Raw genomic sequence first — 22,582 nt, 5'->3', positions numbered from 1 at the left:
CCTGCATGAAACCCGCCCTGCCAGAAACCAAGCCTGAGTCATGGTGACTCGCAACCTAGGAGAACTCGAATGTGCTATCCCGTTTCGTGCTCGACATGCGGCAAGACCGGCTGGGACGGCTGCGGCCAACATGTCGACGACGTCATGCGCTCTGTAGCTGTCGCTGACCGCTGTAGCTGCAGCGCGAACAACGTGCCCGACCACGATCGCCGACGAACCGTGAGGACACTGTTCGGTCGACCTAGTCGCTGACCTGGTCGCTGTGGTTCTCGGAGCCGGCTTTCAGAGACCTGCAGATGGTGTCGGCCCAGGCGTCGATGTCGTCGCGTGATCGGTCGTCACCGTCACCGGCGCGAATCATGCGGACAACCAGACGCTCGAACCGCGACAGCGTCGACCTGTCGAGCTTGCCTCCGAATACCCGGTGGTCGATCGCCCATGGTGCTTTGTCCCACTTGGAAGGTCCTGTTTCACTGGTATTCTCGCCGATCGGACCGCTCGAAAACAGCCACACGGGCCTGGTTTCGAGCTCGGTCTGCTCGCGCGCTACCAACGACCGGGCCTCGCGCAACCAGCGACCCATGTAGACGGCACTTCCGATGATGACAGCGTCGTACTCGGCGATACTATCGACATCTGCTGCGTCGCGGACTTCGACCGAAGTGTCATCGCCGACGACTCTGTCGGTGATGGAAGTGCCCAACCAGCGTCCTAGTTCACGTGTGGAACCGTGGCGGCTCGCGGTGGCGATCAGTATGCGCATCAGTGGTTTTCCTCGATGTAGGTCCTGCTATTCATTGCGGCCCGAGACGATCATCACGGGTATGTCGACTGTGTGCAGCACCGCTCGGCTTGTCGAACCCAGCAGTAGCGAAGTGAATCCTCCGCGACCGCGACTGCCCACGACGATCAGTTGCGCCGTTTCGGCGGCCTTGACGAGCTCCCTGACCGGCCTGTCCTTGGCGAGGACACGACGGATGGATACTTCGGGGTATTCTTCCTGCCATCCGGCCATGCTTTGAGCCAGAGCCACATCTTCGTCGTCTTCGATTCCGGCCCAATTGAATTCGATGCCTTGTGTGTATCCAGTGCTGAGATCGAGGTCACTCCAGGCGTGCACGGCCACGAGTGGAACCGAACGCAGTGACGCTTCTTCCAGTGCTGCCCTGATTGCCGGTTCGCTGGTGGCAGCTCCGTCGACACCGACGACGACAGGCCCTTCACGTAAGGGTTGATCAGCGGAGGGTGACCCCTTCACTACGACGACTGGGCACCGGGCGTGAGTGGCAATCGCGGTACTGACCGACCCGAACAATCCACCAGTGAATTCCCCGCGACCGTGGGACCCGACGACAACCATGGCAGCGCTCTCGGAGAGATCCATCAGCGTGTGCGCTGCAGGCCCCTGGCGCAGTGTCGTATCGATGGTCAGTGTTCGGCCCTGCGCCGCTTTGCGAGCGGTCTCGGTCGCTTCGACCAGCACAGCCGTCGCTGCCGATTTCTGGTGGGAGAAGACCCCAGCGCCGAGGTTCATCGCATCGGCGTAGGTCCCTTTGGCTAGAAACATCGAGGTCGCAATCAGTAGCGGTGCCCGGCGACTGATGGCGTCCTCCGCCGCCCAGCGCACCGCCTCCAATGAAGATGCGGACCCGTCGACACCGACGACTATTCGTGTGGCTGCGGTCATGGTCGGCCTCTCGTGTGTTGTTCGATGCGTCTCTTGATTTTCGACACGAGACCTGTATCTCGGCAGGGTCTTTCGTCCCGATTGCCAAGGGCTATCGGGACCGACGTCGGGACGATGGCGTCATCTCATTCCGATGACTCTCGCGCGATGATCATCGGACAGTCGACGAGGTGGGAGAGCGAACGACTGGTGGATCCGAGCAGGAGACCAGTGAAGCCGCCTCGTCCTCGTGACCCGACGACAATCTCCTGCGCTCCCTTCGACAGTTCGAGGAGCTTGCTTACTGCACTGTCCCGCACCACTATCCGCTCAACTTTCACTTCCGGATAGCGCTCCTGCCACCCAGCGAGGCTCTCCGCCAGGACCGTTTGCCCCGCTGCTGTCAGAGCAGACACATCGACGGGTTCGTCGGTGTCGTCGGGAAACTGGCGTAGCAGAACATGGTCTGCCCAGGCATGGACGGCAACGAGTTCGGCGCCGCGAAGCGAGGCCTCTTCGAATGCGACACCGATCGCATACTCGTTTTGCTCGGATCCATCGACACCTACGACGACCGGGCCGGACAGTGAACCGGACACCGGCACCCCGCGGACAATGGCCACCGGACAGTGCGCATGCGTGGAAACGCCGGCGCTCACCGAACCGAGCAACTCCGCGAAGTACTCGCCATTTCCGCGTGAACCCACCACAAGCATCCGCGCTTCCGACGCCCGTTCGAGCAGTACGGGAATCGCGGGGCCTACGATTGCTTCGGCGGTCACCGACAACGCTGCCGGATCGTCGACCGTCGCCGATGCGATCTTGGAGGCGGCCTCCAATATCTTGGTTGTCGCCGCTTTCATCTCGCTGCCCAGATTGGGTGGAATTGCGACGAGCGTCGTGTAGATGTTGGTGTTCTGGTACGCACACACCAGCACCAGTGGTGCCCCACGAAGTTCCGCGGCGCGGGCGGCCCATCGGACGGCGTCCAACGAGCTGCCGGATCCATCGACGCCGACCACTATCGGGGCGTTGCTGGTCATATGGACTCCTTCGTAGGGGCGGCGAATATCAGTGGACGGCGATTACTAGTGGACAACGAGCACAGGACATTCGGCGTGGTGAATGAGGTTTTGACTCACCGAACCGAGAATCGCTCCGGACAGGCGCCCACGCCCTCGACTTCCAACGACGATGATCTGCGCAGATGCGGACAGTGCACGCAGTTCACGTGCGACCGTCGAACCCGAAGATTGGGCTGTCACCTGAACGGATGGATACTTCTCGCGAAGCGGATCGACGATCTTCTGCAACCACGTGCGTTCGGCTTCGTACAGGTGGTGCCAGTCCACCGAGCCGCCGTAGTCGAGTTCGTCTTTCGCTCGGACCGCTCCGACATGCACTGCAATCAGAGCGGCACCGAGCGTATCGGCGAGTTCGAATGCAGCCGCCAATGCGCGCCGGGAAGGTTCGGAACCGTCTACTCCCACCACGATCGGAAGGGATTCTGATGGGTTCTCGTCGGTTCGTGGCCGCCACGCGAGCACGGGACACTGTGCGGCATTGACCATCTCGATGATGGAATAGCCGAAGGCGAAGTCGCGCAACGGTCCGGACTCGACGGAGGTGAGAACCATCATGTTCGCGCTGGCCGAGAGCGACTTCATAAGTTCTACCGACGATGCGTCCGATATGGAACTCTGCACCTCGATATCGGGGTCGAGTTCATTGACGAGTCGGACAGCTTTGTCGAGGTAGCCCTGGCCGACATGGTGAAGTTCGGAATCGAGCCCTTGGCGGGCGGCGAACACTGTGTCACCGAAGACCCACTCGACGCTGGGGAGTGCGTGGACAAGGTGGATACGCGAATGTTGAAGCTGCGCAAGTCGCACCGCCCATCGGACGGCTCCCGCCTCGTCCGGTGATCCGTCGATGCCCACGCAGATGCTGTTCGCGCGGGTCGAGGCTACTGGTTCGTTGCTCAAGATGATCTCCTCGGATCGGATCGCGCTGTCCAGTCCAGTCTGTAGCGCCGTGTGCATCCCGGGCAGAGCACAAAGTCCTCACCTCGCAGAGATATGGAGCGCACATTTCCCGTGCGTGGGCGATACCACCGAACGGGGCTATGTACTCACGGTGTGCGCTCGACGCTCGGTTGCCACTGCGGCAGCTGGAGCAGATACGTCCAGCGGTAGATGACGGTCCCGGCGAGAACGGACAGACAGATGGTCAAGGCAGTGATCATCACTGGCCCTGCACCGTGAATGGTCACATCGAGACCGAAGGCGACGGATGCGGTGATTACTGTTCCGAGGACGATCTCGTGAAGAAGATAGATCGGCAAGGTCAGGGAACCAAGACGTCGGAGCAGAGCCGACGAGCGCCAGTGTTGGATGTGCGTGCACACGACGACGCCGGTGATCACACCGACGACGCTCACAAGCGCTGCCACCGCAGTCGCCTGTGTCGTCGACGACACCACGAAGTAGAACGATACGAACGCGGCCGGCCACAGAATTGCAGACTTGGTCGTAGTTGCCGCCGCCACGCCGTGCACGACCGCGCGAAGGTGGAGTCCGACCAAGAAGAACAATAGGTACGAAACGATCTTGACCCAGGTCCAGCTGACTGCCTCGATCGTGGCGGGACCGAGAATGCTCAGCGCGGTCGCCGCAGCGAGTTGTAGTCGGGGGTCGACGCGCCGGAATGTCCGCGCTACTACTGCATAGACGATCAGAGCGTACAGAAACCACAGACCACTGCTTGGGTTGATCAGCCCGTACAGCAAGTTCATCGCGCTGGACGCCTCGTGAGTGCCGCTGATGTGGGGAAACACCGAAAACAGCGCGAACCGCAGAAGCATCCACAGGACATACAGGTACAGGAGTGGTGCAATCCGTTTGCGCCATAGTTGATTCCACGACAACTCGAGATCCCTGGTGGCGAAGAGGCCCGCCACGACAAAGAAGAGCGGCATGCGGATCGGTTCGAGTACGGCGTTGATATCGAACCACCAGGCGTCGGCGAGACCTCTGGTCGCCATGAAATTCACCGTGTGCAACAGCACTACCAGCGCGATGCACAGGCCGCGCGCGACGTCGATCCAGTCGACGCGGGCGGGCGCCGAACTATCAATGTTCATCGAACCGATTCGCAACCTTCCCTCCGGTGAGAGTAGATTCGCTCGTCGGAGCGGACGCATGCGACAACGCGATCTGCTGTCCCGTCTTCAGCCGTGTACTTGAATGGAGTTCGTCGTGTCCACACCTGCCCAGACGTCTGTCACCGAAGTCGAGGACACCTCGGTACTCAGCGCGTTGCGATCGCCCCGGCGTCTGAAGACGGAGGTGCTGGCTGGTCTTGTCGTCGCACTCGCACTGATTCCGGAGGCTATTTCCTTCTCGATCATTGCCGGCGTCGACCCACGGGTCGGTTTGTTCGCGTCGTTCACGATGGCGGTGACCATCTCGATCGTTGGTGGCCGTCCGGCGATGATCTCGGCTGCTACCGGTGCAATCGCGCTGGTGGTGGCTCCGCTGTCCGTCGAATACGGGCTCGACTACCTCATCGCGGCGGTCATTCTCGGTGGCATCCTGCAGATCGTGCTCAGTGTTCTCGGCGTGGCGAAACTGATGCGGTTCATTCCGCGGAGCGTCATGGTCGGGTTCGTCAACGCCCTGGCAATCTTGATCTTCACCTCGCAGCTGCCGTATTTGATCGGCGTTCCGTGGCTGGTCTATCCGATGGTCGCGGTGGGGTTGGTCATCATGTTCTTCCTGCCCAAGCTGACGACGATCGTTCCGGCTCCGTTGATAGCGATCGTGTTGCTTACGGCGGCCACCATCGTGTTCGCGTTTGGTGTCCCGGACGTCGGCGACGAGGGCGAACTGCCGTCGTCGTTGCCGTCGTTCCTGATCCCGGATGTGCCGTACACTCTCGACACGTTGTCGATCATCGCTCCGTTCGCGCTGGCCATCGCGCTGGTCGGGCTGCTCGAATCGCTGATGACCGCCAAGCTGGTCGACGACATCACCGATTCGCACTCGAACAAGACCCGCGAAGGATGGGGTCAGGGCGTCGCCAACCTCGTCACCGGCTTCACCGGCGGTATGGGCGGCTGCGCGATGATCGGTCAGACAATGATCAACGTGAAGGTTTCCGGCGCACGGACGCGTATCTCGACTTTCCTCGCCGGATTGTTCCTGCTGATCCTCGTCGTCGGACTCGGTGACATCGTCGCACTGATTCCGATGGCCGCGCTGGTCGCGGTCATGATCATGGTCTCGGTCGGGACACTGGACTGGCACAGCATCAACCCGAAGACGCTGCGTCGGATGCCCAAGAGCGAAACCCTCGTGATGGTCGCAACCGTGGCTGTCACCGTCATCACCCACAACCTCGCCTACGGCGTGGTCGTCGGAGTCGTGACCGCGATGGTGCTCTTCGCGCGACGAGTCGCGCACCTGACGGAGGTTGTCGACGTCGCCCACCCGGACGAGGACACCCGCGTCTACGCAGTGAAGGGGGAGCTGTTCTTCGCGTCGAGCAACGATCTGGTCTATCAGTTCGACTACGTCGGCGATCCGAACAACGTCGTCATCGACATGTCCGATTCCCACATCTGGGACGCATCCACCGTGGCCACGCTCGATGCGATCACCACCAAGTATGCAGCGAAGGGGAAGACCGCGACGATCGTCGGCTTGAACGCGTCGTCGACCGAGCGTCACGACCGTCTGAGCGGGAACCTGGGCAACGATCACTGATCGACAGCTCACGCGCTCGACTCGGCCATCGCGGGCTCGCGTACCGGTTCGGGTTGCGTGGTTCGGGACCGTGCCTGAATTACTGCGGCAATCAACAACGCAATGGCAGTTAGGCACTGCGCGCTTCCTGCCACCTGACGAAGTACAAACTCGAACGTTCCAGTGCGTGCGTCGATGCCTTCCAACAAGAAGTACGGGCCCGCTATGAAGACCGCGATCGAGCCCACGAGCATGGGCCGCCACGACCGATACTGCGGAGCGATGGCGAGCGGGATGAGGAGAACGCTGTAGACCCAGTGATGTGAGACCGCGAACGGGGCAGCGAGTAGCGAGGCCAGAGCCACGATGGCGAGAGCAACCATCGGCTCACCCGAGCGTGTGAACTGGCGCGCCGACCACGCGGCCGCGCACACCACGACGGCTGCTGCCGCAGCCCACAGTGCGTCTTTGACTATTCCGTCGGCGCCCAGACGCGCCAAGATCCCTGTGAATGCCTGGTTGCGAACGAAACCGTGCCCGCCGCCTCGTTCGGTGGCGAAGAATTCGGTGAGCCAGAAGTACACCGATGCGCCCGGCAGTAGCCAGAAGCCAAGCGCGGCAATAATTCCGACGGCAGCGACGGCGCGTACTATCGATGTCATATCGCGACGTACCAGGAAGAACAATCCGAACGCTGCTGGAGTGATCTTGATCGATGCGGCAAGCGCGATACCGATTCCGCGAAGACGCCGCGGGATCGCACCGGTGCAGTCTGCGACAACGAGCGCCATCAGGATGACGTTGATCTGGCCGAATCCGAAGTTGGATCGCACTGGTTCGAGCATCAGTGCCCCGCCGAGTGCGGCGGTGGCGATCAGAACGGGCCGGGCGACATCGAGCTTGCGTAACATCGACGCCAGTACCCACCAGACGAGCATGATGTTGACCGACGACCATACGAGCTGAAGGCTGACGCTGTCGAGCAACACCAGCGGAGCGAAAAGGACTGCCGCGATCGGCGCGTAGATGAAGCGCAGCCCGGATCGAGTGGGGAAATCCTCCGAATACAGCGGCATGCCGTCGAGGTAGGCGGCGCCTGCATCCTGAAAGACGGCGAGATCGATTTGGTGGACGGCCACCGCGTCCCACAACAAAGCGGCAGTCAGTACGACCGTGAGGACTATCCCGGCACCGGCGGCACCCGAGATGCGTCGACCAGTAGTGGAAACCCGGGTGGGCTTGGAAGGGGCGGGCTTGGGCACGCAGTCGTCTCCTCGCTGTGGTGTGCACCGGGGTGAATGCGGTCGGCGGTCGTTTGCGATGCCGCAAACAGTACATGTGTTCTCTAACGTAACAGTAGAGTTGCAATGATGCACATCCGCAGCGGGATGTAGTAGTCGGATGCGTCGTGACTAGAGTGGGACGGCCAGGGCAGACGATCGAGCCCTTTGGTAACAACGGCCCGGGGTTCGAACTGATCAGGCAAGAAAGGCAGCACATGGTGGAAGACCGCGATCTGCATATGCAGATCGGTGAAGTGGCGCAGCGAACCGAACTGTCCATTCGCACGGTTCGCCACTATGACGACGTCGGCCTGGTGACACCGTCGGCTCGTAGCGTCGGCGGATTCCGGCTCTACACCGAAACCGACATCGAACGTTTGCTCGTCATCCGACGGATGAAGCCGCTCGATTTCACGCTCGCCGAGATGAAGCAACTGCTCGAATCCTTGGACGCGTTGTCCGACAGTGCATCCGATGTCGACGCCCGTGCTTCCGCAGCTGCATTCGTACGGCAGTGCCACGCCAAGGCTGAGGAGAGCTGCAACAACCTGCGCAGGCAGCTCGCTTACGCCGAAGAGCTCACCGAGCTGCTATCGACGCGCGCTGCTGCCGCGCAGATTTGACGCCTGCCCGGATGTGACGCTCTAGAGCGTGTCTCTTAAATTGGGTCCGTTTTCGTTTTCATCGCCGGGCGGTGGTTGTGGTTGCGGGAGTGCAGAACTGCCGCGCACAGGACAACGCCCCCGAGGAATGTCATGGCGTACTTGTCATATCGAGTGGCCACACCACGCCACTGTTTGAGCCGCCCGAAGCCACGCTCGACGGTGTTGCGGTGCTTGTACATCGTCGGATCGAAACCCGGTGGACGACCACCGGCGGACCCCTTGTCGGCCCGTCGCTGCTTCTGGTCGCTGCGCTCGGGAATGGTGTGTTTGATCTTGCGGCGACGCAGTTCGGTGCGGGTACTGGGATGGGTGTACGCCTTGTCGGCGAGCAATCGGTAGTCCTGGTCCCCACCGGCAGCTCGGTGGGCATCGAGCAACGGCACCAACTGTGGATTGTCCCCGGCTTGCCCACCGGTCAGCAGCATCGTCACCGGCGAGCACGTCAGGTCGGTCAGTGCATGGATCTTCGTGGTGAATCCTCCGCGAGATCGACCCAACGCGTGGTCAGCGGGTTCGTCGACGGATTTCTTGTAATTCGACAAGGCCCCCTGTGAGAGTGTCGGCTCGCGCACCGGCCGCATGCTGATGCGCCCGGACGCTGGTCGAGTCGATCGAGAGCACCGCCCCGATATCGCCGTCGAGTTCTTCCGGGTCGAGACCGAACACCTCGGCCACCGCGGCAAGCATCTCGTCGTAGGTGCCATCGAAGGACCATCGGTGGTGGCGTTTCCACACCGTCTGCCACGGACCGAAGTCCTCCGGCAGATCTCGCCACGGACACCCGGTACGGAATCGGTATGCGATGCCCTCCAGAATTCGCCGGTGCTCGGCGAACCGCCGCCCACGTTTTCCCACGTCGGTGGGTATCACTGGCTCGACGATCTCCCAGAACTCGTCACTGATCACTCCCACGCGCGTCATCGAAATATCATCGCTGACAGCACCTCTCAAATTTGGGAGACACGCTCTAGCCGTCTACGACGACTGGAACGACGAGGGGCTGACGGCCCAGGCTCTGCTTGGCCCAGCGGGCAGCTTCCTGAACAATCCGTCTTTCGATTCTCTCCCTCGACGCAACACTGCTGTCGCTCTCTCGGGTGAGCGCTTTGCCGATCGCAGGCCCGAGCGCTTTGAAAGTGTTTGCGTCGTGGGCGAATCCGCGACCGATGAAATCGACGTCGTCGACCAGCAATCCGGTATCGGGGTCGACGATGGCAATGACAGTCAGGACGCCTTCGCTGCCGAGAAGGCGACGCTCGGCAAGGGAATCCTCGGTCACTCCGCCGACGGAGCTGGCGTCGACGTAGATCAGCTCGATCGGTGTGCGACCGGTGATACTGGCGACGCCGTCGTGCAGATCGATCACGCTACCGTTCTCGGCGATGAGCACACGATCTCGGGGGACTCCGGTGCGGATCGCGAGGTCGGCGTTGGCGCGCAGGTGCCGTGATTCACCGTGCACGGGAAGCACATTGGCGGGCTCGAGGATGTTGTAGCAGTACACGAGCTCACCAGCGCTCGCATGCCCGGAGACGTGCACCTTGGCGTTGCCCTTGTGGACGACGTGCGCACCCTTGTCGACCAGACCGTTGATCACTCGGTAGATGGCGTTTTCGTTGCCGGGGATGAGGCTGCTGGCCATCAGAACGGTATCACCGTCGCCGACCTTGATCTGGTGTTCACCGGAGGCCATGCGCGACAGTGCAGCCAGAGGTTCGCCCTGCGATCCCGTGCAGATGAGTGTAATCTTGTGCGCCGGTAGGCGATTGAGCTTCGGGAGGTCGACCACAAGGCCGTCCGGCACGGTCAGGTAGCCGAGATCTGTTGCAATCTTCATGTTGCGCACCATCGAACGTCCGACGAACGCAACCTTGCGTCCCTGCGCGTGTGCGGCGTCGAGGACCTGTTGGATGCGGTGGACGTGGCTGGCGAAGCTGGAGACGATCACCCGTCCCGACGTTTCGCGGAACACCTTCTCGATGGCCGGGACCAGATCTCGTTCCGAGACCATGAATCCCGGAACTTCGGCGTTGGTGGAATCGATGAGCAGAAGGTCGAGACCCTCCTCGCCGAGTCTGGCGAAGCCCCGCAGGTCCGTGATCCGTCCGTCCAGCGGGAACTGGTCCATCTTGAAGTCGCCGGTATGTAGTACAAGCCCGGCATCGGTGCGGATCGCGATCGCGAGCCCGTCCGGGATGGAGTGATTGACTGCGAGGAATTCGAGTTCGAAGGGGCCTTCCTGACGCGTCTCGCCGGCCGTCACCTCGACCAATTTGGTCGAGACCTTGAATTCTTCGAACTTGGCGGCCAGGAAGTGAAGCGTCAGCCTGGAGCCGATGACGGGTATGTCGCCGCGCTCGCGAAGGAGATAGGGGACACCACCGATGTGGTCCTCGTGGCCGTGCGTCAGCACAATTGCGATGACGTCGTCGAGCCGGTCGCGGATGAAACTCCAGTCAGGGAGGATGACGTCGACGCCCGGTTGATGCTCTTCGGGGAACAGCACTCCGCAATCGACGATGAGCAGTTTGCCCTCGTACTCGAACACAGTCATGTTTCGGCCGATCTCACCGAGACCACCGGTCGCGACGACGCGAAGATGTCCTGGCTTGGGTGCAGCGGTAGGCCGCGGCGCCGACTTGGCCGGTGACTTTCGTGAGCGTGAGGTTCTCGACATGAAACTCACGTTACGGGAGGGTCCGAATGCGACGTCACCCCAGGTCCGTGGACACCGCAATGCCCCATCGGGGCCTGAGGTGCACCCAATGGTGGCACTCGCCACAGTCGGCTAGGCCGATTTGCCTCAACTCTACTCTTGCGTAAGAGTAGTAGGCAGCTTCTACCTAGTCACTCCGCGCGAGCGCGGACCGCGAGATGCCCATCCGGCTCCGCGACACAAGCCCCTGGGCGCCCACCGATACACACCGGCGCCCTGCGCTGTCATGCCTGAAGAATTTTGAGCACGACCAATGATGAATGGAGAATTGTGAGTCACTCAGCAGCGAAAGCCTCACCGGTGCCCAGCCCCACCGAGGAGCGAATTCCGACGGTGATGAGGGCTCTAAGGTCCCCTCGGATGCTCAAGACAGAGGTGCTGGCCGGACTGGTCGTAGCCTTGGCTTTGATTCCTGAGGCCATCGCGTTCTCGATCATCGCCGGTGTCGACCCGCGAGTCGGGCTGTTCGCATCCTTCACGATGGCCGTATCCATCGCCTTCCTCGGCGGTCGTCCCGCAATGATCTCCGCCGCCACGGGCGCCATTGCACTGGTCATAGCACCGGTGGCGAAAGAGTACGGCCTCGACTACTTCATTGCCACAGTCATCCTCGCCGGCGTCTTTCAGGTCGTTTTCGGAGTGCTGGGCGTAGCGAAGCTGATGCGGTTCATTCCCCGCAGCGTCATGGTTGGGTTCGTGAACGCTTTGGCGATTCTGATTTTCACCTCGCAGTTTCCGGTTCTCATCGGCGTGCCGTGGATGGTGTATCCGCTCGTTACCGCCGGTCTGCTGATCATGTTCCTGCTTCCCAAGATCACCTCGGTCGTCCCCGCCCCTTTGGTGGCGATCGTGTTGCTGACGGCCGCCACTGTGGTCTTCGCGTTCAATGTTCCCAACGTCGGCGGTGAGGGTGACTTGCCATCGAGTTTGCCTTCCTTGCTTTTCCCTGATGTCCCGCTGAACCTCGAGACGCTGAGCATCATCGCTCCGTACGCGTTCGCCATGGCCATCGTCGGCTTGTTGGAGTCGCTGCTGACCGCCAAACTCGTCGACGACGTCACTGATACGCACTCGAACAAGACCCGTGAGAGCTGGGGCCAAGGCGTAGCGAACGTCATCACTGGCTTCTTCGGCGGCATGGGGGGATGCGCGATGGTCGGTCAGACGATGATCAACGTCAAGGCCTCCGGCGCCCGCACCCGAATTTCGACCTTCCTCGCGGGCATTTTCCTGCTCGTCCTCGTCGTCGGACTCGGTGACATCGTGGCGTTGATTCCGATGGCCGCACTCGCTGCGGTGATGATCATGGTCGCGATCGGAACGTTGGATTGGCACAGTATTCACCCGAAGACTTTGCAGCGCATGCCCAAGAGTGAAACTGCGGTCATGGTAGCGACGGTCGTGGTGACCGTCGCAACGCACAACCTCGCGTATGGCGTCGTTGTCGGTGTCGTCACCGCGATGGTGCTCTTCGCCCGGCGGGTGGCTCACCTTACGAACGTGACCAAGGTATCGGAGGAAGACACCAACAACGACGGGTTGGTCGATACCCGCGTTTACCTGGTGACCGGTGAACTGTTCTTCGCATCGAGCAACGACCTCATCTACCAATTCGACTACATCGACGATCCGAAGAACGTGGTCATCGATCTCAGTGGCGCCCACATCTGGGACGCATCGACTGTTGCGACGCTCGACGCGATCACCACGAAGTACGAGTCGAAGGGTAAGCACGCGGAGATCATCGGTCTGGACGCAGCCTCGGCCGCTCGCCATGTCCGGTTGACCGGGCGCCTGACCGGCGGGCACTGAAAAGAGACACCCTCAGGTACTGGCGAGTTGGCGGAGCTGAAGTGCGGTGTCGAGGGCGAGCCGGTGCCACGCGTGGCGTGGATCCCTGCCGGTCAGCTCGCGGGCACGACGGAGCCGGTACCGCAGAGTTTGCGGGTGAAGCCGAAGCGCGGACGCCGCGGCCGTGGCAGTCCCGGCGGATATGAACGCCGCCACGCCGTCGAGAATATGACCGTTGGCGGCCTCGGTCAGCGGTCCGAGTACGGCCCGCACTACCGCCGTCGTATCCGCCGTGGGTCGCGCCGTCAGGAGCGCCAGTAGCTGTGCATCCCCCTCGTCGAGCACGGACCGTTCCTGAAACGCATGAGCGGGAGCGGTGTCGAGCGCTTCCGACGCCACTCTGTAGGAGGCGCTGACTTCTCCGAGTGGCCTTCTCTCTACGAGGCACCCGTGCAACAGCAGCGTCCGGCACGCGTCGTCGACACTGCGGAGGGTGACGGTATTGGGAAGCAGCAAAATTGCGCGTCGATCGCGCCGGGTGCAGAGATGTGTCCGCTGTGTTGTTCCGAGCGTTGTCAGCAGCGCGTCGACGGTCTTGTCGGTGATCGGTGAGTCGATCGTCTGTGCGACGAGAAGGTGCGGGTGTGCCGGTAGCTCGATGCCGAGCTCGCGGGAGCGGTCGGCGAGGGCGCCGGGAGAAGTTCGACGGCCGACGACGAGATCGTCGAGCAACGTTGCCTGTGCTTGGTTGCGATTGGATGTAAGTTGTTCGCGCGCAGTGGTGTACGCCTCGGTGATCTCCTCGGAGATCGCGTCGACAGCCTCGAGTACGGTGACGCTGAGTTCGACGACGTCGGAGGGATCGAGGTCATCGAGGTAGGCCTCTCCGACGTGCCGCAAGAACACACTCGACGCGACTCGGTACGCCCGGAGTACGTCGGTCAACGGTCGTCCGTCCGATGCCCGCGCTGCGCCGATCGCGCGGAAGCGGCTCTGATCTCGTTGGTCGACCACCACGGATCCGTCCGACCACAGGGTGATCAGCCGCCGCAGCGACCAGAACGCGATGGCTTCGACATCAGCCAGTTGGGCCCCATGAAGATCTCGATATGCAGGGATCGACTTCCGGATCGCGTCGACGGCCGCCGCGACGACAACCGTCAGGTCTTGTTCGATGTGAGCGACGACGTTCTCGCGAGCACTGGCCATCGAGCTACACCCTGTCGTAACGAGTTTGTCATCTGATGACAAACAGTATCGTCAGTTCACGCCAATTCGTTGAGTTCTCCGTGCACCATGAGCACAGTCGAGGGTGACCGAGTGAAGGAGTGGGGTATGGACGCAGACGTGATCGTGGTGGGAGCGGGACTTGCCGGATTGGTAGCGACCGCGGAGCTCGCTGATGCAGGCAAGCGGGTCCTGTTGCTCGATCAGGAACCGGAGCAGAACCTCGGTGGGCAGGCGTTCTGGTCGCTCGGTGGTCTGTTCATGGTCGATACCCCCGAGCAACGGCGTATGGGGATCAAAGATTCGCCTGAATTGGCGTGGCAGGACTGGCTCGGAAGCGCGACATTCGACCGAGGAATCGACGATCCAGCGGGTGAGGACTACTGGGGACACCAGTGGGCGCAGGCCTACCTGAACTTCGCAGCAGGGGAGAAGCGGTCCTGGCTCCACGCGCAAGGCGTGCGGTGGGTTCCGATCGTCGGCTGGGCCGAGCGAGGCGGCTACCTCGCCGAAGGACACGGAAACTCGGTTCCTCGTTTTCATTTGACCTGGGGTACCGGCCCCGGCGTCGTGGCGCCGTTCGAGCGGAGGGTCCGCGAGGCAGCCGCCAAGGGTCTTGTGCGCTTTGCGTTTCGCCATCGGGTCGACGAATTGACCGACACAGCAGGCGTCGTCGACGGCGTGCGTGGCGCAGTCCTCGAGCCCAGCACGTCCGAGCGTGGCTCGGGGAGTACCCGCGTCGAGGTCGGCGAGTTCGATCTGCGCGCAGGAGCGGTGTTGGTGACAGCAGGTGGAATCGGTTCGAATCATGATCTGGTACGCGAGAATTGGCCTGCGCGATTGGGTGCGGCACCGAAGTCGATGATCTCCGGCGTTCCCGAGCATGTCGACGGCCGGATGCTCGGGATCACCGAGCGTGCAGGCGGTCGGCTCGTCAACAAGGATCGGATGTGGCACTACACCGAGGGCATCAAGAACTGGAACCCGATCTGGAAGAACCACGGAATCCGAATCATTCCTGGGCCTTCGTCGATGTGGTTCGATGCGCGTGGGCAGCGATTCCCGGTTCCGAACTTCCCCGGATTCGACACCCTCGGCACACTGAAAGCCATCCAGGACAGCGGGTACGACTACTCCTGGTTCGTTCTTACGCAGAAGATCGTCGAGAAGGAGTTCGCACTGTCGGGGTCGGAGCAGAACCCCGACATAACCGGCAAGAACCTCAAACTGGTGCTCGGACGAGTTCTGCCGGGCGCCAGCGAACCGGTCGAGGCCTTCAAGAAAAATGGTGAGGACTTCGTCGTCGCGGATTCCCTGCGTGAGCTCGTTGTCGGAATGAATAGGATATCCGGGGACGACCTGATCGACCTCGCCGATCTGCAGCGCCAGATCGTTTCTCGTGACCGTGAAGTCGACAATCCGTTCACCAAGGATCTGCAGATCTCGGCTATCCACAACTCCCGACGATCACGCGGCGAGCGAATCGCTCGTACTGCCGCGCCGCACAAGATCCTCGACCCGAAATCCGGTCCACTGATCGCAGTGCGACTGAACATCATCACCCGGAAAACGTTGGGTGGCATCCAGACCGACCTCGACGGGCGGGTCCTCGATACCGAAGGATCCGCTGTGCCCGGTTTGTGGGCCGCGGGTGAGATCGCTGGATTCGGCGGTGGCGGCGTACACGGCTACCGATCGCTCGAAGGTACCTTCCTGGGTGGCTGCATCTTCGGCGGGCGACAGGCGGGTCGGGCGCTGGCCGCGCAGGCGTGAGTCGCCTGGTCGAAGACTGTCGTCGCTGACGCCGAATTCGATCAGAGGGTTCGCAACGATAGTGCCTGACTGCAGGCGAACGCCGCAACCTCGGCAGAGACGGCGGCGATGAGTATCGACAGTGCTGTGTTCGGAACAACCAGAGCCAAAAGCCCGATCGCTACTGTTCCGACGACGTTGGCCGTCATTACAGTCCATAGCATCGGGCGAAGGGCGAATCGTATCGAGCCGAACCGCAGAATTGCTGCCCACGCGGCAACAACGAGCGCCACGACGACCAGCACGACGGGGCTGGTACCGAGGGGGTCAGCGAGCAGCGGTGCGAACATCGCAACCAAGATCGCGGTCGCCGCGCAATAGGCAGCGTCGAGACGAAGTGACATCGAACCAACCCGTCGACCGTTCATGTGCCCCCACTCCGATTGACCCGAAGACCTGCTCGATAGGTTTCCACGGATCTGCGCGGCATGCTGTTCATTGGACGGAAAAGGAGACCGCACGATGGAAATCGACACGAGTCGGCTCGCTGCACTCCCTGCGACCGCAGCGTGGAGGCATCTCGGACTCCGAGCCGGATTCGAGATCGCGCACTTCTCGACCAGCAACAGAGACGGCATGACCCGGCTGTGGGGAAACAGTCTGATCGTGGAAGACGGGGTCGGCTACGCAGTGACCTACAGCGTCAGCGTCGACGAGAACTGGAAGACCCGCGAGGCCACCATCGAGACACACACCCGCGTGGCGACGCGGACGACCCAACTCCTACGAGACGAGGGAGGCGGTTGGACCGTCGACGGGAGGGCCCGGCCGGATCTCGCGGGCTGCATCGATATCGATCTCGAAGCTTCCCTCGTGACCAATACCCTTCCCATCCATAGGCTCGTCGAGAATCCGGGTACGTACGCGGTGAAGGCGGCGTACGTGCAACTTGACTGCACGGCCGGTGTCTTGGATCAGACCTACGACATCCCGGTCATCGGTGCGTCCCGGTTTTCCTGCGCGTACACCGCACCTCGGTTCGACTTCACAGCCGACTTGCACTACGACGAAACAGGATTGATCCTCGACTATCCCGGACTGGCAACGCGCGAACCGGTTGGAGCCTGACTCAGATCGTCCGCAGATGTCGCTTGCTTCGCTGTTCGGAGATGCGTGCGAGTTCGTCGAGCGCAGACTGTGATCGGGGGTCGGCAGCTCGGTAGATGATGAGGCGAAGATCAGGGTCTCCGAGCGGGTTGAGTACGTCGAAGCTCACGGTGACGGGCCCGACGATAGGGTGGTCCATCGGCTTGTCGCCCTGTGCCCGTACCGAGACTTCGCGTGAGCGCCAGTAGCGCGCGAACTCGTCGCTGCCTTCTTCGAGTTCCTGGATGAGTCGTGCCAACTCGTCGTCGTGCGCATGACCCGCCCAGGCTGCACGCAGATCGGCGACAGCACCCCGGACGACGTCGTCGCGCTGCCCGTAGAAGCCGTCGAAGCGACTGTCCAGGAAACACATTCGCAGGACGTTGCGATCTTGATCGGATTGGTCACCGAGGTCGAGCAACAGCGTGGCCATGACGTCGTTCCAGGCCAGGATGTCGAGGCGATGGTTCAGGACCATGGCGGGCAGGGGGCTGACGTCGAGAACCAGCTGTGCAAGTCCGCTGGGCACGTTCGGGCGGGTGGATCGCTCCGGCAGTCGGTGCCCGGCGAGAGTGAATAGGTATCCGGTCTGATCGGTCGTCAGCTTCAGTGCGACGGACAACGACCGAACTACCTGCGGTGACGGCCGAACCTCGCGTGCCTGCTCCAGTCGAATCAGGTAGTCGACGCTCACTCCCGCGAGCGCTGCTACCTCTTCGCGTCGAAGCCCTGGTGTCCGCGTCGAACTGATGCGCGGCGGGAGCCCCACATCTGCAGGTTGTAGCGCTTCGCGCCGTTTGCGCAGGAATGCCGCCAGCTCCTGACGTGCGATGGATGGCGGCGTCTGATTCACGCTCTCCAGGCTAGGCGAGACTGCGGCAATCAGCCTGGTACTGAACTTCCCAGGATACTCACGCCCTTCCCCGAACATGGCGGAGAGGGCACGGTCGGTGGGACCGACACACCGACGAAAGGGCTGCGATGACAACTTTGGACGAGTACCGGTTGCTAGGACGATCCGGGCTACGCGTTTCACCACTATCGCTGGGAACCATGACATTCGGCGACGCTTGGGGTTGGGGAGCTGACAAGGAAACATCACAGAAGATCTTCGACGCATACGTCGAGGCCGGCGGCAATATGGTCGATACCGCCAGCATCTACACCGACGGCCAGTCCGAGCAGTATCTCGGCGAGTTCGTTCGGGGCCGTCGGGAGTCGGTGGTGATCGCGACGAAATATTCGGGAACACGCAATCCGACCGACCCCAATGCGGGCGGCGGCAATCGCAAGAGTCTGATCGGATCCGTCGAAGCCAGTCTCCGAAACCTCGGAACGGACTACATCGACCTGCTGTATCTCCACGCGTGGGATGGACTCACCCCCGCCGACGAGATCATCGCCGCGATGGGAGAGCTGGTCCGTAGTGGCAAGGTCCTCTACCTGGGCATTTCCGACACACCTGCGTGGGAGGTATCTCGAATGCAGACCATCGCCGAGCTTCGGGGTTGGCCCACGCTTGCGGCCCTGCAAGTCGAGTACAGCCTCATCGAGCGATCGACCGAACGTGACCTGATTCCGATGGCTGCAGAACTGGGTCTCGGCGTGATCCCATGGGCGCCATTGGGCGGCGGCGTGCTCACTGGCAAGTACACCACCGCGGACCTGATAGCTCCTGGGTCCGACGTCCCGGGTGGCACCCGCCGCGAACACGCGGTAGCGAACCGGACATTGACCGCCCGAGGCCTGGGAATATCGGACGTCGTCGCCGAGATCGCACGAGAAACCGGCCAGACCGCAGCGCGAATCGCCCTCGCCTGGACGCTCCAGAATCCGGCGGTGGTCAGTTCGCTGATCGGTGCCCGTACGCCAGAACAGTTGCAGGACAATCTTGGTGCGCTCGAGATCGAATTCGACGACGAGCACCTGCAGCGACTCGACGAAGCCAGCGCCGTGGATCTCGGATTCCCACACGAGTTCCTGATGAGGCCGATGGTGCGCGGCGTCGCGCACGGAGAAACCCGAACCCGTCCGCGTAGCCCGGTTCGCTGGTAGTTCGGTGCTGTCACCGTGTGTGTCGGAACAGATCCATGATCTTTCGTGCGTCGATCGAGTTCGGCCCTTGTCTGCGAAGTAGCGCGTCCAAGAGTAAACCGTCCATCGCTGCAGCGAATTCGGCTGCATCGGCTGCAGCGATACCGGTCTCTTCGATCACGGCGGTGATCAACTGGTCCCGGCCACGAACCAGCTCCGCTGCAAGTTCGGCATCGTGAAAGGAAGCAACAATCAGTTCGTACCGAGCCCGAGTCCGTCCCAGCTCCGGCTCGATCCATCGCGCAATTCGATCCTGCGGTGTCTCTCCGGGGCGAGGACGGTCCCCGCTGAGCAAGTGTCGCACCATGTTCAGAACCAGCCCATGCTGGTTGGCGAAGTGGTGACGCGCTGATCCGTGAGGAACGCCCGCCTCGTCCTCCACGCCCCGCATGGACCATCCGCGGAAACCGACTCGCCCGAGCAGATCGAGCCCGGCATCCAGCAGTGCGTCCCGAGTCGACTTCTCCACGCAGAGAAGATACCGTAGGTCAGAATTCTCCGCGTGGAGAAGTTTCTGGCGATGTCCTTTCGCATGGAGGTGGGATTTGGTAGTGGTCTTCGATGTCTTGCTTGTGCTGTGCATCGGTATGACGGCGTGGTTCGCGGCGTATGTGATCTATCGGCTGATATCCGAGGACTGACACCCTCGAATGTGACTGTCCCGGCCGGTGTGAAGCGCGAACCAGGGCTACCTTCGAGTCATGGCGACCGTGGATTTGATGGGTAAGGCGCTGGCAGCGCTGGCTGCAGCGGACACACCGATGACGATGGACATCGTTCACGGGCTGATCGATCCGGGTGAGGTAACCGATCCTCTCGCTATCTCCGAGGTGGCCGAACTGCTCGATCTTTCACCGCACACGCTGCGCTACTACGAGAGATGCGGTCTGATCGAGGTGGACCGCGATTCGCACGGTCACCGGCAGTACGACGCCGCGGCGGTGCGTAGGCTCGTATTTCTCTCGCGAATGCGCTTGTCGGGCATGCCTATGCGGGACCTGCAGCAATACGTCGATCTCGTCGACCGCGGGGACGTTACTGTCCCGGAACGGCTCGACATCCTCGTCGAACACCGCGACACCATCCGTCGGCAGATACGGGAGCTTCAATTATCCTTGTTGGCAACCGAATACAAGATCGCTACGTACGGGGGCGCCACGGGGCCCTAGCGTCACTCACGAAGCTGTCACTCACGAAGCTGCGAGAACTGCCTTGATGGACGCGTCGAGGATGTCGATTCCGTCGTGTAGTTCGTCCTCACTCGTCGTCAACGGGGGCGCGATTCGGAAGATGCCACCCATACCGGGTAACTGCACGATGTTGAGGTGCAGCCCGCGCTCGAGGCACGCAGTCGTCACAGCTTGGCCCAGGGCGTCGGCGGGGGCCTTGCTTGCCTTGTCGGTGACGAACTCGATCCCTCGCAGCAGTCCGCGGCCTCGGACATCGCCGACGACCTCGTAGGTATCGCGCAAGGCGTCGAGTCGATCCACGAGCTGCTCGCCCAACTTCGCGGCACGTTCGACCAGGCTTTCGCGTTCGATGACGTCGAGAACGGTGTTGGCAACAGTAGCGGCCAGGGGATCGGACGCATGCGTGGTGAGGAACAGGAACCCGCGCTCGCGACACGTCTCCTCGATGCTGTCCCCGGTGACGACGGCCGCCACCGGAAGGCCGGCGCCGAGTGTCTTCGACAGCGTCAGAATGTCCGGGACCACGCCATCACGCTCGAACGCATACATCTGACCGGTCCGCCCGAGACCGGTCTGGGCTTCGTCGAGGATGAGCAGCATCCCACGCTCGACACACAGCTCCTTCAGACGCGCGAGGTAGCCGAGAGGCGGATCGATGATGCCTCCGGACGACAGAATCGGTTCCACCAGGCAGGCCGCGAGAGCGCCGGTCGACTGTCTGTCCACCAATGAGAAGCCATATGCCAGTTCGGTTTCCCAGTCGTACGAGCCGTCGGAATACCGGAATTGTGGGCGATAGGAGTCCGGCGTCGGAAGTGTCAGGTTGCCCGGCATCGTAGGGCCGTACCCGCGGCGGCCGGCTGAGAAGGTTGCTGCTGCGGCACCGGAGGTCATGCCGTGCCAGGACCGGTCGAACGAGACGACCTCGTATCCACCCGTGTAGAGCTTCGCCATCTTGAGTGCAGCTTCGTTGGCCTCGGCACCGGTCGTCAGCAGCAGTGTCCTGCTCAGCTCCGCCGGCAGGGTTGCCGCAAGCTTCTTCGCCAAATCCACCACCGGCCTGCTCAACATTCCGCTGAACAGGTGGTCGAGTGTTGCCACCGACTCGGACACCGCTCTGACGATGTCGGGGTGCGAGTGCCCGAGCACCGCACTCATCTGGCCCGAGGTGAAGTCGAGGATTGCGCGACCCTCACTGTCGTACACGTACGCCCCTGCTGCGCGCTCGATGATGCGTGGGGTGAAGCTAGCGCCGTAGCGAACGAGGTGGCGATCGGCGTCGTCCCAGAAGCTGTCGGTGCTCACGGCGTCTCCTCGGTTGTGGTCGACCGGTGACGGCCGTAGTGCGAACGTCCACAGGATAGACCTGCGCGACGAACCTCGTAGGCACGAACGTCACGCCTCGCCAGACAATTCGGCGACGAGTGCTCGGATCGACGGGCTCGACTCTGCGCTACGACGCCACGCTGCATGAACCTCTCGCGTCGGTGGCCGCTGCAGTGCCAGTGCGACAAGATCATCTCCGAGGGGCGGGCGGGCGAGGCGGGGGATGAGGGCGACGACATTCGCGGATGCGACCAACGAGAGTTGGCTGGAGAAGTCGTCGACGAGATGTCGAACGTCAGGGGCCTCGGGAAGATCCGCGACCAGGCGTCGAAACCATTGGTGGCAAACAGTTCCCGGCGGACTAGTCACCCATTCATTGCCCTGTAGTGCAGCTGGAGTCAGCGGCACAGTGAACTGCGCGAGGGGATGCCGCCGATGCACGACGATGTCGCCGAAGTCGGTGTGTACGAGGCTCCGATCGAGCGAGAAAGGCATCGGTGCGGGCAGACCGTCCGCGTCGTGGACCAGTGCGACATCGGCGGATCCAGTATCGACGCTGTGCACGGCGCGATCGGGATCCTGTTCGCTAATTCGGATTTCGAGATCTGGACACTCGCTCGCCAGCCTGCCCACCGCCGACGCCAGGAGACCGCGAATGGCGGTCGAGAAAGCGACGACGCGCAGGGTGCCCCGCGGAGCGCCTTCGGCGACGGACCGCGCAGCCTCCGCGCACCGCTCCAGGGCGTCGAACACGTCGGGGGATGAGTCGACGAGGGCCTGTCCAGCCGGCGTCAGCACGACTCCTCGACCCGCAGGTGCGAGTACCTCGACTCCGACTTGGCGTTCCAATCGTTTGATTTGCTGCGACACCGCGGACGCGGTGAATCCAAGTTCGTGGGCTGCCCGCGCCATGGTCCCTAGAGCGGCAACCGAGCGCAGAGCGTGCAGTGCGGCAACTTCGATCATCAAGCAAGATTACGC

At 62.2% G+C, this 22,582-nt stretch carries 21 protein-coding genes and 1 pseudogene; 8 read left to right on the top strand and 14 right to left on the bottom strand.

Features of this window, described 5'->3' with window-relative positions; all coding sequences use genetic code 11:
- The first annotated feature begins 69 nt into the window (after positions 1-69).
- On the top strand, positions 70-252 hold the full coding sequence (locus tag WDS16_RS20675; protein WP_338887298.1) for a hypothetical protein: 183 nt from the start codon (positions 70-72) through the stop codon (positions 250-252).
- Here the strand turns inward: WDS16_RS20675 and WDS16_RS20670 are convergent.
- The 5 genes from WDS16_RS20670 to WDS16_RS20650 all read right to left on the bottom strand — a co-directional run bounded on the left by WDS16_RS20670 (position 242) and on the right by WDS16_RS20650 (position 4,808).
- Positions 242-763, bottom strand: a complete 522-nt coding sequence (locus tag WDS16_RS20670) for a flavodoxin domain-containing protein (protein ID WP_338887297.1) — start codon at positions 761-763, stop codon at positions 242-244. The two genes, WDS16_RS20675 and WDS16_RS20670, sit on opposite strands and share 11 nt — an antisense overlap.
- Before the next feature lie 27 nt (positions 764-790).
- Positions 791-1,687 (bottom strand): universal stress protein, encoded by an 897-nt coding sequence (locus tag WDS16_RS20665; protein WP_338887295.1) that lies wholly within the window; start codon positions 1,685-1,687, stop codon positions 791-793.
- Positions 1,688-1,812: 125 nt separating this feature from the next.
- Positions 1,813-2,709: a universal stress protein gene (locus tag WDS16_RS20660; RefSeq protein ID WP_338887294.1), complete on the bottom strand. Its 897-nt coding sequence runs from the start codon at positions 2,707-2,709 to the stop codon at positions 1,813-1,815.
- 45 nt (positions 2,710-2,754) lie between these two features.
- The gene (locus tag WDS16_RS20655; protein ID WP_338887292.1) at positions 2,755-3,651 is read right to left on the bottom strand and encodes a universal stress protein; all 897 of its coding nucleotides are present in this window, start codon (positions 3,649-3,651) and stop codon (positions 2,755-2,757) included.
- Positions 3,652-3,797: 146 nt separating this feature from the next.
- On the bottom strand, positions 3,798-4,808 hold the full coding sequence (locus WDS16_RS20650) for an acyltransferase family protein (RefSeq protein WP_338887291.1): 1,011 nt from the start codon (positions 4,806-4,808) through the stop codon (positions 3,798-3,800).
- Between the two features lie 115 nt (positions 4,809-4,923).
- Here WDS16_RS20650 and WDS16_RS20645 point away from each other — a divergent pair, with 115 nt between their 5' ends.
- A complete protein-coding gene (locus WDS16_RS20645) occupies positions 4,924-6,432 on the top strand; it encodes a SulP family inorganic anion transporter (RefSeq protein ID WP_338887290.1) in 1,509 nt (502 codons plus the stop codon).
- Positions 6,433-6,440: 8 nt separating this feature from the next.
- Here WDS16_RS20645 and WDS16_RS20640 read toward each other — a convergent pair whose 3' ends face one another.
- Positions 6,441-7,673: a glycosyltransferase family 87 protein gene (locus WDS16_RS20640; protein ID WP_338887289.1), complete on the bottom strand. Its 1,233-nt coding sequence runs from the start codon at positions 7,671-7,673 to the stop codon at positions 6,441-6,443.
- A gap of 236 nt (positions 7,674-7,909) precedes the next feature.
- Between WDS16_RS20640 and WDS16_RS20635 the strand changes: the two genes are divergently transcribed.
- A complete protein-coding gene (locus tag WDS16_RS20635) occupies positions 7,910-8,317 on the top strand; it encodes a MerR family transcriptional regulator (RefSeq protein WP_338893555.1) in 408 nt (135 codons plus the stop codon).
- A 35-nt stretch (positions 8,318-8,352) separates the two neighbouring features.
- Here the strand turns inward: WDS16_RS20635 and WDS16_RS20630 are convergent.
- A pseudogene (locus WDS16_RS20630) lies at positions 8,353-9,280 on the bottom strand (IS5 family transposase).
- Between the two features lie 46 nt (positions 9,281-9,326).
- Positions 9,327-11,036: a ribonuclease J gene (locus tag WDS16_RS20625; RefSeq protein ID WP_338887288.1), complete on the bottom strand. Its 1,710-nt coding sequence runs from the start codon at positions 11,034-11,036 to the stop codon at positions 9,327-9,329.
- A gap of 375 nt (positions 11,037-11,411) precedes the next feature.
- Between WDS16_RS20625 and WDS16_RS20620 the strand changes: the two genes are divergently transcribed.
- The gene (locus tag WDS16_RS20620; protein ID WP_338893554.1) at positions 11,412-12,887 is read left to right on the top strand and encodes a SulP family inorganic anion transporter; all 1,476 of its coding nucleotides are present in this window, start codon (positions 11,412-11,414) and stop codon (positions 12,885-12,887) included.
- Positions 12,888-12,899: 12 nt separating this feature from the next.
- On the opposite strand, the gene WDS16_RS20615 is transcribed toward WDS16_RS20620, so the two are convergent.
- Positions 12,900-14,075, bottom strand: coding sequence for a helix-turn-helix domain-containing protein (locus tag WDS16_RS20615; RefSeq protein ID WP_338887286.1), 1,176 nt, complete (start codon positions 14,073-14,075; stop codon positions 12,900-12,902).
- Between the two features lie 126 nt (positions 14,076-14,201).
- Between WDS16_RS20615 and WDS16_RS20610 the strand changes: the two genes are divergently transcribed.
- Positions 14,202-15,866: an FAD-binding dehydrogenase gene (locus WDS16_RS20610; RefSeq protein ID WP_338887284.1), complete on the top strand. Its 1,665-nt coding sequence runs from the start codon at positions 14,202-14,204 to the stop codon at positions 15,864-15,866.
- 41 nt (positions 15,867-15,907) lie between these two features.
- On the opposite strand, the gene WDS16_RS20605 is transcribed toward WDS16_RS20610, so the two are convergent.
- Entirely contained in the window at positions 15,908-16,249 is a 342-nt protein-coding gene (locus WDS16_RS20605; RefSeq protein WP_338887282.1) for a hypothetical protein, read from the bottom strand.
- Between the two features lie 118 nt (positions 16,250-16,367).
- Here WDS16_RS20605 and WDS16_RS20600 point away from each other — a divergent pair, with 118 nt between their 5' ends.
- Positions 16,368-16,973: a putative glycolipid-binding domain-containing protein gene (locus WDS16_RS20600; RefSeq protein ID WP_338887281.1), complete on the top strand. Its 606-nt coding sequence runs from the start codon at positions 16,368-16,370 to the stop codon at positions 16,971-16,973.
- Between the two features lies 1 nt (position 16,974).
- On the opposite strand, the gene WDS16_RS20595 is transcribed toward WDS16_RS20600, so the two are convergent.
- Entirely contained in the window at positions 16,975-17,844 is an 870-nt protein-coding gene (locus WDS16_RS20595; protein ID WP_338887280.1) for a helix-turn-helix transcriptional regulator, read from the bottom strand.
- Positions 17,845-17,972: 128 nt separating this feature from the next.
- Here WDS16_RS20595 and WDS16_RS20590 point away from each other — a divergent pair, with 128 nt between their 5' ends.
- Positions 17,973-19,046, top strand: a complete 1,074-nt coding sequence (locus WDS16_RS20590; RefSeq protein ID WP_338887278.1) for an aldo/keto reductase — start codon at positions 17,973-17,975, stop codon at positions 19,044-19,046.
- Positions 19,047-19,056: 10 nt separating this feature from the next.
- Here WDS16_RS20590 and WDS16_RS20585 read toward each other — a convergent pair whose 3' ends face one another.
- A complete protein-coding gene (locus WDS16_RS20585; RefSeq protein WP_338887276.1) occupies positions 19,057-19,554 on the bottom strand; it encodes a TetR/AcrR family transcriptional regulator in 498 nt (165 codons plus the stop codon).
- Between the two features lie 232 nt (positions 19,555-19,786).
- Between WDS16_RS20585 and WDS16_RS20580 the strand changes: the two genes are divergently transcribed.
- A complete protein-coding gene (locus tag WDS16_RS20580) occupies positions 19,787-20,254 on the top strand; it encodes a MerR family transcriptional regulator (RefSeq protein WP_338887274.1) in 468 nt (155 codons plus the stop codon).
- A 21-nt stretch (positions 20,255-20,275) separates the two neighbouring features.
- Here the strand turns inward: WDS16_RS20580 and WDS16_RS20575 are convergent, their stop codons facing one another.
- Both WDS16_RS20575 and WDS16_RS20570 read right to left on the bottom strand, forming a co-directional pair.
- On the bottom strand, positions 20,276-21,580 hold the full coding sequence (locus tag WDS16_RS20575) for an aspartate aminotransferase family protein (protein WP_338887272.1): 1,305 nt from the start codon (positions 21,578-21,580) through the stop codon (positions 20,276-20,278).
- Between the two features lie 90 nt (positions 21,581-21,670).
- The gene (locus WDS16_RS20570) at positions 21,671-22,567 is read right to left on the bottom strand and encodes a LysR family transcriptional regulator (RefSeq protein ID WP_338887270.1); all 897 of its coding nucleotides are present in this window, start codon (positions 22,565-22,567) and stop codon (positions 21,671-21,673) included.
- Between the last annotated feature and the right edge of the window lie 15 nt (positions 22,568-22,582).

This window comes from Rhodococcus sovatensis (genome assembly GCF_037327425.1).
Classification (GTDB): Bacteria; Actinomycetota; Actinomycetes; order Mycobacteriales; family Mycobacteriaceae; genus Rhodococcoides; species Rhodococcoides sovatense.
The sequence above is the reverse complement of the archived record's forward strand: the minus strand, read 5'-3'. Positions and strand labels throughout refer to the sequence as shown.